Source organism: Amaricoccus sp. (assembly GCF_017993425.1).
In the GTDB taxonomy this organism is placed as follows: Bacteria; Pseudomonadota; Alphaproteobacteria; order Rhodobacterales; family Rhodobacteraceae; genus Amaricoccus.
Map to the genome: position 1 here is coordinate 132,867 of NZ_JAGOMQ010000003.1, position 13,655 is coordinate 146,521.

General features: G+C 72.7%; 16 protein-coding genes. All 16 read right to left on the bottom strand.

Going from position 1 to position 13,655, the window contains the following annotated elements:
• Positions 1-135: 135 nt before the first annotated feature.
• The gene (locus tag KBB57_RS02530) at positions 136-1,200 is read right to left on the bottom strand and encodes a ribonuclease E/G (protein ID WP_290746306.1); all 1,065 of its coding nucleotides are present in this window, start codon (positions 1,198-1,200) and stop codon (positions 136-138) included.
• Positions 1,197-1,322: a hypothetical protein gene (locus KBB57_RS02535; protein WP_290746309.1), complete on the bottom strand. Its 126-nt coding sequence runs from the start codon at positions 1,320-1,322 to the stop codon at positions 1,197-1,199. Before KBB57_RS02535 ends, KBB57_RS02530 begins: the two co-directional genes overlap by 4 nt.
• Positions 1,319-1,888 carry a nucleoside triphosphate pyrophosphatase gene (locus tag KBB57_RS02540; protein WP_290746429.1) on the bottom strand — a complete coding sequence of 190 codons (570 nt, stop codon included), beginning with the start codon at positions 1,886-1,888 and terminating at the stop codon, positions 1,319-1,321. The genes KBB57_RS02535 and KBB57_RS02540 overlap by 4 nt, the downstream gene beginning before the upstream one ends.
• A gap of 24 nt (positions 1,889-1,912) precedes the next feature.
• Complete coding sequence (gene infA / locus KBB57_RS02545) at positions 1,913-2,131, bottom strand: translation initiation factor IF-1 (RefSeq protein WP_290739457.1); 219 nt, start codon at positions 2,129-2,131, stop codon at positions 1,913-1,915.
• A gap of 145 nt (positions 2,132-2,276) precedes the next feature.
• A complete protein-coding gene (gene ppk2, locus KBB57_RS02550) occupies positions 2,277-3,185 on the bottom strand; it encodes a polyphosphate kinase 2 (protein ID WP_290746313.1) in 909 nt (302 codons plus the stop codon).
• Positions 3,186-3,581: 396 nt separating this feature from the next.
• Positions 3,582-4,052: a low molecular weight phosphatase family protein gene (locus tag KBB57_RS02555; protein WP_290746316.1), complete on the bottom strand. Its 471-nt coding sequence runs from the start codon at positions 4,050-4,052 to the stop codon at positions 3,582-3,584.
• A 4-nt stretch (positions 4,053-4,056) separates the two neighbouring features.
• Positions 4,057-4,557, bottom strand: coding sequence for a UPF0262 family protein (locus KBB57_RS02560; protein ID WP_290746319.1), 501 nt, complete (start codon positions 4,555-4,557; stop codon positions 4,057-4,059).
• Between the two features lie 4 nt (positions 4,558-4,561).
• Positions 4,562-5,866 (bottom strand): histidinol dehydrogenase, encoded by a 1,305-nt coding sequence (gene hisD, locus KBB57_RS02565; RefSeq protein ID WP_290746322.1) that lies wholly within the window; start codon positions 5,864-5,866, stop codon positions 4,562-4,564.
• 299 nt (positions 5,867-6,165) lie between these two features.
• A complete protein-coding gene (locus tag KBB57_RS02570; protein WP_290746325.1) occupies positions 6,166-6,648 on the bottom strand; it encodes a DUF2948 family protein in 483 nt (160 codons plus the stop codon).
• Positions 6,648-7,922, bottom strand: a complete 1,275-nt coding sequence (gene murA, locus KBB57_RS02575; RefSeq protein WP_290746327.1) for a UDP-N-acetylglucosamine 1-carboxyvinyltransferase — start codon at positions 7,920-7,922, stop codon at positions 6,648-6,650. The genes KBB57_RS02570 and murA overlap by 1 nt, the downstream gene beginning before the upstream one ends.
• Positions 7,923-7,931: 9 nt before the next feature.
• Positions 7,932-8,108 (bottom strand): hypothetical protein, encoded by a 177-nt coding sequence (locus tag KBB57_RS02580; protein ID WP_290746330.1) that lies wholly within the window; start codon positions 8,106-8,108, stop codon positions 7,932-7,934.
• A 194-nt stretch (positions 8,109-8,302) separates the two neighbouring features.
• Positions 8,303-10,246 carry a 3-hydroxyacyl-CoA dehydrogenase NAD-binding domain-containing protein gene (locus tag KBB57_RS02585; protein ID WP_290746333.1) on the bottom strand — a complete coding sequence of 648 codons (1,944 nt, stop codon included), beginning with the start codon at positions 10,244-10,246 and terminating at the stop codon, positions 8,303-8,305.
• 2 nt (positions 10,247-10,248) lie between these two features.
• Positions 10,249-10,950 (bottom strand): ABC transporter ATP-binding protein, encoded by a 702-nt coding sequence (locus tag KBB57_RS02590; RefSeq protein ID WP_290746336.1) that lies wholly within the window; start codon positions 10,948-10,950, stop codon positions 10,249-10,251.
• Positions 10,943-11,725, bottom strand: a complete 783-nt coding sequence (locus KBB57_RS02595; protein ID WP_290746339.1) for an ABC transporter ATP-binding protein — start codon at positions 11,723-11,725, stop codon at positions 10,943-10,945. The genes KBB57_RS02590 and KBB57_RS02595 overlap by 8 nt, the downstream gene beginning before the upstream one ends.
• Positions 11,722-12,672 (bottom strand): branched-chain amino acid ABC transporter permease, encoded by a 951-nt coding sequence (locus KBB57_RS02600; RefSeq protein WP_290746342.1) that lies wholly within the window; start codon positions 12,670-12,672, stop codon positions 11,722-11,724. The genes KBB57_RS02595 and KBB57_RS02600 overlap by 4 nt, the downstream gene beginning before the upstream one ends.
• 2 nt (positions 12,673-12,674) lie before the next feature.
• Complete coding sequence (locus KBB57_RS02605; RefSeq protein WP_290746345.1) at positions 12,675-13,547, bottom strand: branched-chain amino acid ABC transporter permease; 873 nt, start codon at positions 13,545-13,547, stop codon at positions 12,675-12,677.
• Positions 13,548-13,655 lie beyond the last annotated feature (108 nt).

The window sequence follows — 13,655 nt, forward strand, 5'->3', positions numbered from 1 at the left end:
CAAATCCGTCTGGCGGCGCCGTCGCGACCTGCTTCCGGCCGCGCTTCGGCTCCACCGCAGTGCGGCCGCTAACGCCCCATTAACCCGCGCTCACGTGAAATCAATCACTTAGCGAGTTTTCACGCGTGAACACGCTCAGCGCAGCGGCAGCTCGGCGAGGGGGCGGCGGGCGCGCTTGCGGTTCAGCTCCAGATGCCCGAGCGGCGTCCAGCCGGCGATGGTCGTCTCCACCCCGTCGCGGCGCAGGGCCGCGGTCAGCGCCTGCTCGATGCGGCCGCGCTCCGCCTTGGCGAGCGGCGCGAGGTCGACGACCACCTGCCCGCCGAGCCCCCGCAGCCGCAGCTGCCGCGGCAGCTCCCGCGCCGCCGCGACGTTGGCCGCGATCGCCGCCGCCGGCGAGGCGTCGCCGCCGGTGTTGACGTCGACCGCCACCAGCGCCCGCGTCGGCTCGATCGCCATCCAGGCCCCGCCCGGCAGCGCCGCCTCGGGCCGCAGCAAACCCGCCGCCGTCTCCCAGATCCCGGCCCGCGCCAGCGCCTCGGGATGGACCTCCACCGCCTCGTCCGCCGCCAGCGGCCAGTCGCGCGCCGCCTCCCCGGCCGCCCCCGGCGCCGCCGCAAGCAGGCCCGGCGGATCGGAGCGCCCGCCCGCCGTCAGCCCCTCGACCCGCGCCCGCAACCCGGCGATCTCGGCCGCCAGCGCCGCCGGGTCCGCGGTCGCGGCCAGCGAGCGGACGATCAGCCCCAGCCCGGGCTCCGCCCCCGCCCCCGCCATCGTCGCCGCGGCCGCCGCCGCCAGGGCCTCGCGCGCCGCGCCGTCCTCGATCGCCCGCGAGATGTTCACCCCCGGCGCCTCCGGGGTCAGGATGGCGAGCCGGCCCTTCAGCCGGATCCGCGTCGTCACCGGCGCCGCCTTGCCCGGCTCGGCCCAGGTCGCGACCTGCACGAGGAGCCGCGCCCCCGGCGCCGGCAGCCGCGCCCCGCGCAGGAACCCGGTCGCCCCGCCGCCGAGCTCGACCATCACGCCGCCGAGCCCCTTCATCGGCCGCCCGGCCACGGCGCGATAGATCGCCTCCGGCCGCGGCGCCGCATCGCCCGGGGCGGGATCGACCAGCAGATCCTCCAGCCGCCCGTCGACCACCAGCGCCGCCGCCGCGCCGCCGCCCGCCCGGGGCTCCACGAGGATCTGCCGCCCCCTCACGCCCGCCACCCCGCGACGGCGAGCAGCGCCGGCGCGTCGGCGATCGGCAGGCCGCAGGCGACCAGCGCCGCCGCCGCGCCGCCGCCCGCCCGCGGCTCGACGAGGATCTGCCGCCCCCTCACGCCCGCCACCCCGCGGCGGCGAGCAGCGCCAGCGTCTCGGGGATCGGCAGGCCCACGACGGCGCTGTAGGAGCCGGCGAGCCACGGCGCGAAGGCCGCCGCCCGGCCCTGGATGGCGTAGCCCCCCGCCTTGCCGCGCCACTCGCCGGACGCGACATAGGCCTCGATCTCGCCCGGGCTCAGCACGCGGAACCGCACCACCGTCTCCACCGCCCGCGCCCAGTCCCTGCCGCCGCGCCGCACTGCTACGCCGGTCGTCACCCGATGCCGCCGCCCCGACAGCAGCCGCAGGAACGCCGCCGCCTGCTCCGGCCCCTCGGGGCTGCCGAGCAGCCGCCGGCCGCAGGCCACCACCGTGTCGGCGGCCAGCACCACGTCGTCGGGCCCGGCCGCCACGGCCGCGGCCTTCGCCGCGGCGAGGCGCAAGGCGCAGGCCCGCGGCAGCTCGCCGGAGAGCGGGGTCTCGTCGATGTCGGCGGCGGCGACCGCGTCGGGCGTCACGCCCACCTGCGCCAGCAGGTCGCGCCGCCGCGGGCTCGCCGAGGCGAGGATCAGCCGCGGCTGCACGGGGGCCACGACACGGGCGACGGCTTACTTGAAGCGGTAGTTGATGCGACCCTTGGTCAGGTCGTAGGGGGTCATCTCGACCTGGACCTTGTCCCCGGCCAGCACGCGGATGCGGTTCTTGCGCATCTTGCCGGCGGTATGGGCGATGATGACATGGCCGTTCTCGAGCTCCACCCGGAAGGTCGCGTTGGGCAGCAGCTCGGTCACGACCCCGGGAAACTCGAGAAGCTCTTCCTTGGCCATGTGGGATCCGATGCAATTGGAACGGGCGGAAGCGCGCCAGGGCGCGTCCGCGCGCCGTACATGATCCCCCGGCCGGAAAGAATCAAGCGATAACCGCGTGATCCCGCCACAGGCCGCATTGTTTCGGCCACAGCAGGCCGCCCGCTCAGTACTTCTGCGGCACGTAGAGCTTCGGCGGCAGCACCTTGCGCTCGTATTCCGGGTTGAACACCCGCTCCGGCAGCGCGATCTCCGTGTGCGGCACGTCCTTGTAGGGGATGAGCCCGAGCAGGTGGTCGATGCAGTTGAGCCGCGCCCGCCGCTTGTCGACGCCGTCGACGATGTACCAGGGCGCCTCGGGGATGCTGGTGCGGGCGAACATCTCCTCCTTGGCCTTGGTGTAGGCCTCCCAGCGCACCCGGCTCTGCAGGTCCATCGGCGAAAGCTTCCACTGCTTCATCGGGTCGTGGATGCGCATCAGGAAGCGCAGCTGCTGCTCCTCGTCGGTGATCGAGAACCAGTACTTCACCAGCCGGATCCCGGAGCGGACCAGCATCCGCTCGAACTCCGGCACGTCGTGGAAGAACTGCGCGACCTCGTCCTCGGTGGCGAAGCCCATCACCCGCTCCACCCCGGCGCGGTTGTACCAGGACCGGTCGAAGAGCACGATCTCGCCCCCCGCCGGCAGATGCGGCACGTAGCGCTGGAAGTACCACTGCGTCTTCTCGCGGTCCGAGGGCGCGGGCAGGGCGACCACGCGGGCGACCCGCGGGTTCAGCCGCTGGGTGATCCGCTTGATGACGCCGCCCTTGCCGGCGCTGTCGCGCCCCTCGAACAGGACGACGATCTTCTCCTTGCGGTGGCTGACCCAGCTCTGCAGCTTGATCAGCTCCGACTGCAACCGGAGCAGCCCGCGGAAATACGCGGTCCGGTCGATCGCGTCGGCATGCCGGCGCGCGACGCTCCGCCGCAGCTCCACCGACAGCGCCGGCTCCGAGAGCTCGAGCTCGTAATCCTCGTCGAGCTCCGCCGCCAGCTCCGCCTCCAGCCAGTCGAGCTCCCCGTCCTCCGCCATGCTCCCCTCCTGCCGCAGCGCGCCGCCGGAATACCCCGCCGCCCGTTCCGCGGCAAAGTGAAGGTTCGATGACGCCTCCGGCGAGCGGCGGCAAGTCGCCTCAACCGGCCTCGGCCGAACCGCCCTTCGCCCTCCGCGACGCCGCCTTCCTTGCGGCGGCGGTCAAGCCGCCGATGGCGTCCCGCAGGTTGGCGAGGGTCTGCATCGCGGGCTCAAGCTCGTGACGGGGATGCTTGCGTCTCGACGCAAGAAGGTAACCAGGGCCTTGCGCTGGAGCGCGCCGAAGTCGGCGCGCCGGCTAACGCTTCCAAAAAGGTGGCAAGCCGGATTCCGGCCCGATTTTTCGCTCCGTCCCAAGGGATCGGCCGGCATCCCAGGGCCGCGAGGCGAAAACCCTCACTCGCCCCCTTCCGGCTCCTCCTCGTCCGGCGGCCCGAAGCGGTCGCGGATGCGCTTGTCGATCATGTCGCGGGTCTGGCGGTAGGCGGCGAGCTTGGCCTCGCGGCTCTCGCCGAGGCCGGTCGGGTCGAAGGTCGGCCAGTATTCCACGTCGATCGCGTGGTAGCGGGTGTATTCCTGGGCCTGCCGCATCGCCGACGGCGACAGCGCGATGATGAGCTCGTAGGCGTCGATCCGGTCGCCCCATTCCTCCATCTGGTGGAAGCTGCGCACCCGGTGCTTCTCGATCGTCACCCCGATCTCGGCCGCGACCGCCACCGAGAACCCGTCGACGTCGAGCTCGTTCTTCACTCCGGCCGACTGCACGTAGATGCGCTTGCCGTAGTACTTCTTCATCATGCCCTCGGCCATCGGCGAGCGCACGGCGTTGTAGTCGCAGCAGAACAGGACCGCGGTGGGCTGGGACAACGTTTCAGCCCTTGAAATGCAGCACGCAGATCAGGGTGAACAGCCGGCGGGACGTGGCCATGTCGGTCTCCACCTTGCCCTCCAGCCGCTCCATCAGGATGCGCGAGCCCTCGTTGTGGATGCCGCGCCGGCCCATGTCGATCGCCTCGATCTGCGCCGGGGGCAGGCGCTTGACCGCGTCGAAATAGGCCTCGCAGATCTGGAAGTAGTCCTTCACCACCTGGTTGAACGGCGACAGCGACAGATGGAACTCCCCCGCCTTCTCGCCCGCCTCGGTGTCGACGTCGAAGACCAGCCGCCGCTCCTGGATGGCGAGCTTCAGCCGGTACGGCCCCGCGGGCGGCTGCCTTCCCTCGCGGCCGGGCAGGCCGAAGCGGTTCTCCTCGATCAGGTCGAAGATCGCCACCCGCCGCTCCTGCTCGATCTCCGGCGTCGCCGGCGCGAGCCCGGTCTCGTCGAGCGTCACCCCGATCAGCCGCTCCGCCGGCTTCTCATCTTCCGCCATGGACCTACCCCTCGTTCAGCCGGTCGAGCCGCGCCCTGACCGAAAGCCCGTGCGCCTCCAGCCCCTCCGACCGCGCCAGCCGCTCCGCCGCCGGCCCGATCGCCGCCAGCGCCGCCGGCGTCATCCGCGCGAGGGTGGTGCGCTTCATGAAGTCGAGCACCGACAGCCCCGACGAGAACCGCGCCGACCGCGCCGTCGGCAGCACGTGGTTCGGCCCGCCCACATAATCGCCGATCGCCTCCGGCGTCAGCGCGCCGAGGAAGATCGCCCCCGCGTTGCGGATGCGCCCGGCCAGGCCCTCGGCGTCGGCCGTGCAGATCTCCAGGTGCTCCGGCGCGATCCGGTCGGCCAGCCGCGCCGCCTCGTCCCAGTCGCGCACGACGATCACCGCCCCGTAGTCGCGCCAGCTCGCCCCCGCCACCTCGCGCCGCGAGAGCGTGGCGAGCCGCGCCTCGATCGCCGCCGCCGCCCGGTCTCCGAAGCCCGCGTCGTCCGTGACGAGCAGCGCCTGCGCCGCCGGATCGTGCTCGGCCTGGCTCAGCATGTCGAGCGCGATCCAGTCCGGGTCGTTGTCCGCGTCGGCGATCACGAGGATCTCCGAGGGCCCGGCGATCATGTCGATGCCGACCCGCCCGAACACCCGCCGCTTCGCCGCCGCCACCCAGGCGTTGCCGGGGCCGACGATCTTGTCGACCGGCGCGATGGTCTCCGTGCCATGCGCGAGCGCCGCGATCGCCTGCGCGCCGCCGATGCGATAGACCGTCTCGACGCCGGCGAGCCTTGCCGCCAGCAGCACCAGCGGGTTGACCGCGCCCCCCGGCGTCGGCGCGGCGATGACCACCCGCGGCACGCCGGCGACCCGGGCCGGGATCGCGTTCATCAGCACCGAGGACGGGTAGGAGGCGAGCCCGCCCGGGACATAGAGCCCCGCCGCCCCGACCGCGGTCCAGCGCCAGCCGAGCTCGGCCCCCGCCGCGTCGGTCCAGCGGGCGTCCTCGGGCCGCTGCCGCCGGTGATAGGCCTCGATCCGCGCCGCCGCGAGCTCCAGCGCCGCGCGGTCCGCGGGCGCGACCGCCGCGCAGGCCGCGTCGATCTCGGCGGCCGAGAAGGCGAGCGTCTCCGGCGTCAGCTCCAGCCGGTCCCAGCGCGCCGTGCGCTCGATGACCGCCGCGTCGCCCCGCGCGGCCACGTCGGCGATGATCGCCGCCACCTCCGCGTCCACGTCGGCGTCGGCCTCGCGCTTCGCCGCGAGGAGCGCCGCGAAGCGGCCCTCGAACCCCGCCTCGGCCGTGGAAAGAAACACCGGCATCCGCGCCCTCCGTCTCCGGCGACATATCCTCCGCCGCGCGGCGCCTCAAGCCTCCGGCTTTGCGAAAAGGCGGCTCCCCGAACATGATCTCCGGCCCCGAGGCGCGATTGATCGTCCGCCTGTTAGCAAGCCTCCGCCGCCCGGCGCCTCAAGCCTCGCCGACGCCGCCGCCGCATCGCGCCGCCCCTTGCAGGGCGTCACCCCGGCAGGCGCGCACGGCCGAGCCTGTGGATAACTGCCTCGTTAACACTTTTATCCGGAAATTTCAGAGACATGATCCCCGTCCCACTGTGGGACGCTCACGCCTCGTCGTGCGAGGGGGGCCGGGGGGCGCTCGCGAGGTAGGGCTGGCTCACGTCGACCAGGGTCACGTCGAGGCATTCCACCTCGACCGCGATCTCGCCGTCGCCGGCGAGGATCACCCGCAGCACGCCCGCGCCGTCCTCGCCCGGCTCGAAGCCGATCGACAGGACCGAGACGGCGGTGTCGCGGTCGGCGGGGTCGACGCCGCTCGACCGGGTCTTCAGCGCGCTCCCGATCGTCAGGATCGACTGCACCCGCTCGAAGGGCCGGCCCTGCCGCTCGGCGGCGGGGGCGTCCTCCCAGCGGAACCGGCGCAGCAGCAGCGTCAGCCGCCGCCGCTTCGGCGTCCAGGCGACGTCGCTCACCGCGGCGACGGCGTCCTGCACGAGCGCCGACAGGACCGCGAGATCCTCCGCCGACGCCGCGGCCAGCCGCAGCGGCAGCTCCGCGCCGTCCTCGAAGCGGGCGTCCGCCGCCATCAGGCCGCCCGCTCCGTGACGCGCTCGATCTCGGCCCCGCAGGCGGAGAGCTTCTCCTCGACCCGCTCGTAGCCGCGGTCGAGGTGATAGACCCGCGCCACCCGCGTCTCGCCCTCGGCGCCGAGCCCGGCGAGGATCAGGCTGACGCTCGCCCGCAGGTCGGTCGCCATCACCGGGGCGCCCTTCAGCCGCTCCACCCCCGTCACCGTCGCCGCGCCGCCATGGACCTCGATCCGCGCGCCCATCCGGGTGAGCTCGGGCGCATGCATGAAGCGGTTCTCGAAGATGCGCTCCTCGAGCCGGCTGACCCCGTCGGCGAGGGTGAGCAGCGCCATCATCTGCGCCTGCAGGTCGGTGGGGAAGCCGGGATAGGGGGCGGTCTCCACGTCGACCGGCAGGATCCGGCCATTGTGGCGGGAGACCTTCACCCCCTCCGCCGTCTCCTCGACGGAGACGCCCGCCTCCTCCAGCTTGTCGGCGAAGGCCGCGACCAGCTCGCGCCGTCCGCCGACCAGCTCCACCTCGCCGCCGGCGATCGCCGGGGCGAGCATGTAGGTGCCGAGCTCGATCCGGTCGGCGACCACCGGATGCGTCGCGCCGTGCAGCCGGGCGACGCCCTCGATCTCGATCGTCTCCGTGCCCTCGCCGGCGATCTGCGCCCCCATGGCGCGCAGGCAGCGCGCGAGGTCGACGATCTCCGGCTCGCGCGCGGCGTTCCGCAGCACCGTCGTGCCCCGGGCCAGCGTGGCCGCCATCAGCAGGTTCTCGGTCGCGCCCACCGAGACCATCGGGAAGTCGACCACGCCCCCCCGCAGTCCGCTCGGCGCGCTGGCATGGACGTAGCCGTCGCGCAGCTCGAGCGTCGCGCCGAGCCGCTCCAGCCCCATCAGGTGCAGGTCCACGGGGCGCGCCCCGATGGCGCAGCCGCCCGGCAGCGACACCACCGCATGGCCGTCGCGGGCGAGCATCGGTCCGAGCACGAGGATCGAGGCGCGCATCTTGCGCACGATGTCGTAGTCCGCCGTATGGTTGGCGATCTCCTGCGCGCCGATCACCAGCACCCCGCCGGCCTGGAGGCTCGCCACCTCGCAGCCGAGGCTCTCCAGCAGCTGGCGCATCGTGCGGATGTCCGAGAGCCGCGGCGCGTTGGTCAGCGTCAGCGGGTCGTCGGTCAGCAGCGCCGCCGGCATCAGCGCCAGACAGGCGTTCTTGGCCCCGGAGATCGGAATGCGCCCGGCGAGCCGGCGCCCGCCGCGGACGAGAATGCTGTCCATGTTCCCTCGCTACTCCGCCCGGTCGCCGCCGGCCGCATCCTCCGCGGCCGCGCGCTTGCGCTTCTGCGCCTTGCGGCGGGCGAGATTGGCGCGCAGGGCCTCGGCCAGCCGGCCGGCCTTGTCCTTACCGGTATTGGGCCCGGAAGCGGGGCGGGCAGGCTTCGGCGGTTCGGGCGTCGCGCGCATGGCCGCCTCTCTAGCCCACCCCGCCGCCGCGGTCCAGAACGCCGGCCGGCGCCCGCGGTCGGCAAGCGCCGGAGCTGCGGAACGAGGGTCTCAGGGGGCTAACACACGTGTTATGATGGCAACGTATTGAAATGTTTGCGTAAATAGGATCCTCGCGTTTCGGCGAGGATCCCGCTGGATCGGCCGGGCCGTTCTCAGCGCGCGCCGCGGTTCCCGCGATGGAACATCGGCCCGCCCTTGCGGCGCGGGAAGCCGTAGCCGTGGATCTCCACGAGGTCGATGTCCCCTGGCCGCGTCGCGATCCCCTCGGCGAGGATCGCATCCCCCTCGGCCGCCATCTCGGCGACGAGGTGATCGGCGATGTCCGCGGGCATCTCGCCCCCGGCGATCTCGCCGCCGAGGAGCCGCGCCACCTCGGCCGAGGGCCGTGGCCTGCGGTCGCCTTCCGCGTAGTCGTACCAGCCGCCGCCGGTCTTCTGCCCCTTGCGCCCCGCGCGGACGAGAATGTCGCCCAGCGCCTCCGGCACGTCCTCGCCGCGCCCCCGCGCCCCCTCGCGCTGGAGGAAGGCGATGTCGAGCCCGCCGAGGTCCTGCGCCTCGAACGGCCCCATCGCGAAGCCGAAGCCGCGCATCGCCGCGTCGACCTCGGCGATCGCCACGCCCCGACGCACCAGCGCCTCCGCCGCCGCGCGGTAGCGCTTGAGGATGCGGTTGCCGATGAACCCGTCGCAGAGCCCCGCCTGCACCGGCACCTTGCGGAGCCGCGCCGCCAGCGCGAACCCGGTCGCCAGCGTCTCGGGCGAGGTCTCCGGCGTCGGCACGATCTCCAGGAGCTTCATCACGTTGGCCGGGCTGAAGAAGTGCAGCCCGATGAACCGCTCCGGCCCCGGAACGCCCTCGGCGATCGCCTGCGGGTCGAGATAGGAGGTGTTGGTCGCGAGGATCGCGTCCGCCCGGCACGCCTTGCCGAGCGCCTCGAACACCGCCCGCTTCACCGCGATGTCCTCGAACACCGCCTCGATCGCCAGATCCACGTCGGCGAGGTCGCCATAATCGGTCGTCCCCGTCACCCCGGCGATCCGCTCCGCCGCGGCCGCCTCGGCCAGCCGCCCGCGTCTCACGGCGCCCTCGAAGATGCCGCGCAGGTTCGCGAGACCCCGCGCCAGCGCCTCCGGGTCGCGCTCGACCAGCGTCGCCGGGATGCCGGCGTCGCGCAGCGCGGCGACGATCCCGGCGCCCATGGTGCCGCCGCCGATCACCGCCGCGCTGCGGACGGGCCGCGGCGCGACGCCCTTGATCGCCGCCGGCCGCGGCGCGGCGCGCTCGGCGAAGAAGACGTGCCGCAGCGCCGCCGCCTCGGGCGAGGCCCGCAGCGCCAGGAAGCCCTCGCGCTCGAACGCCATCGCCTCGGCGAAGCCGACCTCGGTGGCCTTGCGCAGGCTCGCCAGCGCCCGGAGCGGCGCCGCCTCGCCCCTGGCCGCTTTGGCGACCGCCTTGCCGGCCTCCTCCCAGTATCCCGCCGGCGCCGCCTTCGGCGTACGCGCCGACAGCGGCTCGGGCAGCGGCCGCGCCTCGGCAGCGAACGCGACCGCGGCGGCGCGCAGGTCGCCCTCGGCCACCGCGTCGATCAGCCCGAGCTCCAGCGCCCGCGCGGCCTTCACCGGCTTGCCGCCGGTGACGATCTCGACCGCCACCTCCGGCGCGACCAGCCGCGGCAGCCGGACCGTGCCGCCGGCGCCGGGCATCACCCCGAGCGTCACTTCCGGCAGCCCGACCACGGCGTCCGGCGCCGCGATCCGGAACCGGCAGCCGAGCGCCACCTCGAAGCCGCCGCCGAGCGCCGAGCCGTGGATCGCCGCCGTCCACGGCTTCGCCGCCGCCTCGATGCGGGCGACGAGGTCGGGCAAATGCGGCGGCTCCGGCGCCTTGCCGAACTCGTTGACGTCGGCGCCGGCGATGAAGGTCCGCCCGGCGCAGACCAGCGCCACGGCCGCGACCGACGGATCGGCGTCGAGCGCCTCGACGGCGTCCCAGAGGCCCTGGCGCACGGCCTGCCCAAGCGCGTTGACCGGCGGATTGTCCACCGTCACCACGGCCACGCGGCCCTCGCGGGCGATCGAAACGGGCGTGTCGGTCATGCTCAGATCCCCAGGTAGGCTTCGCGGATGCGCGGATCGGCGATCAGCTCGGCCGCGGACCCGCTCATGGTGACGCGCCCGGTCTCGAGGACGTAGCCGCGATCGGCGATCTTGAGCGCCCCGTAAGCGTTCTGCTCGACCAGCAGCACCGTGACGTCGAGCTCGCGCATCGAGCGGACCACATCGAAGATCTGCGCGACGATGATCGGCGCGAGGCCCATCGACGGCTCGTCGAGCAGGAGGCAGGACGGCCGTCCCATCAGCGCCCGGGTGATGGCGAGCATCTGCTGCTGGCCGCCCGAGAGGCCGCCGGCGACGAGGTTGCGCTTCTCCTTGAGGATCGGGAACATGGCGAAGGCGTTCGCCATGTCCTTCTCCACCCTCTCGTCGGCAAAGAGGAAGGCGCCGAGCCGGAGGTTCTCCTCAACCGTCAGGTTGGTGAAGATCTGCCGGCCCTCGGGCGACTGGGCGAGGCCGTGGCCGAGCCGCTTGTAGGCGGGCACGGCGGTGAAGCTCTCGCCCCGGAAGGTGATGCTGCCGCCCGAGACCGGCTGCACGCCGGACAGGCAGCGCAAGAGCGTGGTCTTGCCGGCGCCGTTCGCGCCGACCACGGTGACGATCTCGCCGGAGTTGACCGCGAGGTCGATGCCGTGCAGCACCTCGATGCGGCCGTAGCGGGAGCGCAGCCCCTCGACGCTAAGCATGGGTCGCCTCCGTCGCTTCCGTCCCGAGATAGGCCTCGATGACCTTGGGGTTGCGGCTGACCTCCTCGGGCTTGCCCTCGGCGATCTTCTCGCCGTGGTCGAGCACGACGATGTGGTTCGAGATGCGCATGACCATCTTCATGTCGTGCTCCACCAGCAGGATGGCGACGCCGGAGGCGGCGACCTCGGCGATCAGGTGGTCGATCTCCTCGGTCTCCACCGCGTTGCAGCCGGCGGCCGGCTCGTCGAGGAGCAGCACCCGCGGCTTCAGCGCCAGGGCGCGCGCGATCTCCAGCCGCTTCAGCGCGCCGTAGGAGAGCGAGCTCGCCTCCTTCTCGGCGGCGCCGGAGAGCCGCACGCGCTCGAGGAGCCCGCGCGCCTCCCCCGCCGCCGCCCGCGCCCGCGCCTTCATCGACGGCAGGTGCAGCAGATCGGCGAGGAGCGGGCCCTTCTCCTGCAGGTGGAAGCCGGCGATGGCGTTCTCCAGCACCGTCATCGTCTGGAAGATCTGCAGGTTCTGGAAGGTGCGGCTGAGGCCGCGGCGGGCGAGCAGGAACGGGTCCATGCCCGTCACGTCCTCGCCGTCGAGCCGCACGCTCCCCGTCGAGGGCTGGTAGACCCCCGAGATCATGTTGAAGAGCGTGGTCTTGCCGGCGCCGTTCGGCCCGATCACCGAGACGATCTCGCCCGGGTTGACGCGGAAGCCGACGTCCTGGACGGCCTTTAGCCCGCCGAAGGTGATGCCGAGGCCGGAAACTTCGAGAAGCGTGCTCATTTTTCCTTCCCCCGCAGCGCGCGCAGGATGCTGGGAAGCAGCCCCTCGCGCATGAAGATCATGCAGAGCATCATCACGAGGCCGAGCAGGATCTGCTCGTACTCCTGGAACACGGTCAGCACCTGCGGCAGCGTCGTCAGGATCGCCGCGCCGAGGAACGCGCCGAGCACCGAGCCGACGCCGCCCAGCACCGCCATGGTGACCATCTCGATCGAGTGCATGAAGCCGGCGACGTCCGGGGTGACGAACTTGTTCTGCAGCGCGAGGAGCGAGCCCGAGAGCGAGGCGTAGACCGCCGAGATGACGAAGGCCTGCAGCTTCGCCCGCGAGACGTCGATCCCGACCGTGCGCGCCGCGATCTCCGAGCCGTGGAGCGCGCGCAGCGCCCGGCCGCTCGGGCTGTCGTAGAGGTTGAGCGCCACCCAGCCGCCGAGGACCAGCACGAGGCCGGAGAAGAAGTACCAGAACTGCGAGTTGGAGAGGTCGATCCCGATCGCCTCCAGCACGTCGTTGAGGCCGAGGTCGGGCACCTCGATCCCGTCGGGGCCGCGGGTGAGCCAGGCCTCGTTGGCGAGGATCATCGAGACGAGGATGCCGAGCCCGAGCGTCGCCACCGCGAGGTAGTAGCCCTTGAGCCGCAGCACCGGCCGCCCGACCGCCCAGGCGAGCCCCCCCGAGACCGCTGCGCCGAGGATGGCCGCGAGCCCCGGATGCAGCCCGAGATGGATCGGCGCGAGCGCGCAGGCATAGGCGCCGATCCCGACGAAGCCCGCGTGCCCCAGGCTGATCTGCCCGGCGTAGCCGATCAGGATGACGAGCCCGGTCACGGCGAGGCCGTTGACGAAGATCAGCGAGCCGATGCGGTAGTAGTAGTTGGAGGGAAAGAACAGCGGCGACAGAATTACGATGGCCGCGAGGACGAGGAGCGTGACGCGCTTGCTGGCCATCGTCACACCCGGTCCGTCGACTTGCGGCCGAAGATGCCCTGCGGCATCACGAAGAGCACGACGAGGATCACGACGAAGGCCGCCGCGTCCTTGTAGACCGAGCTCAGGTAGCCCGCCGTCAGCGCCTCGATCAGCCCGAGCAGGATGCCGCCGACCAGCGCCCCCACCGGCACGCCCATGCCGCCGAGCATCGCCGCGGCGAAGCCCTTGAGCGCTAGCGGGATGCCGACGTCGTAGGCGGTGTTGGTGATCGGCGTGACCAGAACGCCGGCGAGCGCCCCGATCCCCGCGGAGAGCGCGAAGGAGAGCGTCATCACCCAGTTGGTGTTGATGCCGACGAGCTGCGCCGCGAGCCGGTTGTTCGAGGTGGCGAGCACCGCCCGCCCGGTCAGCGTCTTGGTGAAGAACGCCCAGAGGCCGACGAAGACGCAGATCGCGCCGAAGAGCACCCAGAGCGACTGCGGCAGGATGGTCGCGCCGAGGACCTGGATCGGCGTGTCGCCGGAGAACGCCGGGAAGCGGTGCAGCTGCTTGTCGAAGACGAGCTGCGCCACCCCGCGGATGAAGATCGAGGCGCCGATGGTGATGATGATCAGCGACACCACCGGCGCGCCACGCGCCGGCTCGATGGCGAGCTTGTTGAGCGCCACGCCCACCATGGCCGTCGCCGCGATGGCGATCAGCGCCGCGAGCGGCAGCGGCAGCCCCGCCATGCTGGCGAAGACGGTGATCATGCCGCCGAGCATGACGAACTCGCCCTGGGCGAAGTTCACCACGTCGGAGGCGTTGTAGATGATGGTGAAGCCGAGCGCGACGAGCGCGTAGACCGCGCCGACCGTCACGCCGGACAGCAGGAATTGCATGAGTTCGGGCATGGGGCGTCGAGCTCCAGCGGGAGGAGGGGGAAGGGGGCGGACGGCGCCGGGCGGGCTGCCCGCCCGGCGGTCGGCTGATGGGGCAGGGGGCGCGCGCCCGCCTGCCGG

What these genes read in the sequence shown, in the direction of transcription:
- KBB57_RS02580 (WP_290746330.1), bottom strand. Translation starts at nt 8,108, where the DNA reads ATGCGCGCGACGCCCGAACCGCCGAAGCCTGCCCGCCCCGCTTCCGGG.
- KBB57_RS02570 (WP_290746325.1), bottom strand. Translation starts at nt 6,648, where the DNA reads ATGGCGGCGGACGCCCGCTTCGAGGACGGCGCGGAGCTGCCGCTGCGG.
- hisD (WP_290746322.1), bottom strand. Translation starts at nt 5,866, where the DNA reads ATGCCGGTGTTTCTTTCCACGGCCGAGGCGGGGTTCGAGGGCCGCTTC.
- KBB57_RS02605 (WP_290746345.1), bottom strand. Translation starts at nt 13,547, where the DNA reads ATGCCCGAACTCATGCAATTCCTGCTGTCCGGCGTGACGGTCGGCGCG.
- KBB57_RS02590 (WP_290746336.1), bottom strand. Translation starts at nt 10,950, where the DNA reads ATGCTTAGCGTCGAGGGGCTGCGCTCCCGCTACGGCCGCATCGAGGTG.
- ppk2 (WP_290746313.1), bottom strand. Translation starts at nt 3,185, where the DNA reads ATGGCGGAGGACGGGGAGCTCGACTGGCTGGAGGCGGAGCTGGCGGCG.
- KBB57_RS02585 (WP_290746333.1), bottom strand. Translation starts at nt 10,246, where the DNA reads ATGACCGACACGCCCGTTTCGATCGCCCGCGAGGGCCGCGTGGCCGTG.
- infA (WP_290739457.1), bottom strand. Translation starts at nt 2,131, where the DNA reads ATGGCCAAGGAAGAGCTTCTCGAGTTTCCCGGGGTCGTGACCGAGCTG.
- KBB57_RS02600 (WP_290746342.1), bottom strand. Translation starts at nt 12,672, where the DNA reads ATGGCCAGCAAGCGCGTCACGCTCCTCGTCCTCGCGGCCATCGTAATT.
- KBB57_RS02595 (WP_290746339.1), bottom strand. Translation starts at nt 11,725, where the DNA reads ATGAGCACGCTTCTCGAAGTTTCCGGCCTCGGCATCACCTTCGGCGGG.
- KBB57_RS02560 (WP_290746319.1), bottom strand. Translation starts at nt 4,557, where the DNA reads ATGGCGGAAGATGAGAAGCCGGCGGAGCGGCTGATCGGGGTGACGCTC.
- murA (WP_290746327.1), bottom strand. Translation starts at nt 7,922, where the DNA reads ATGGACAGCATTCTCGTCCGCGGCGGGCGCCGGCTCGCCGGGCGCATT.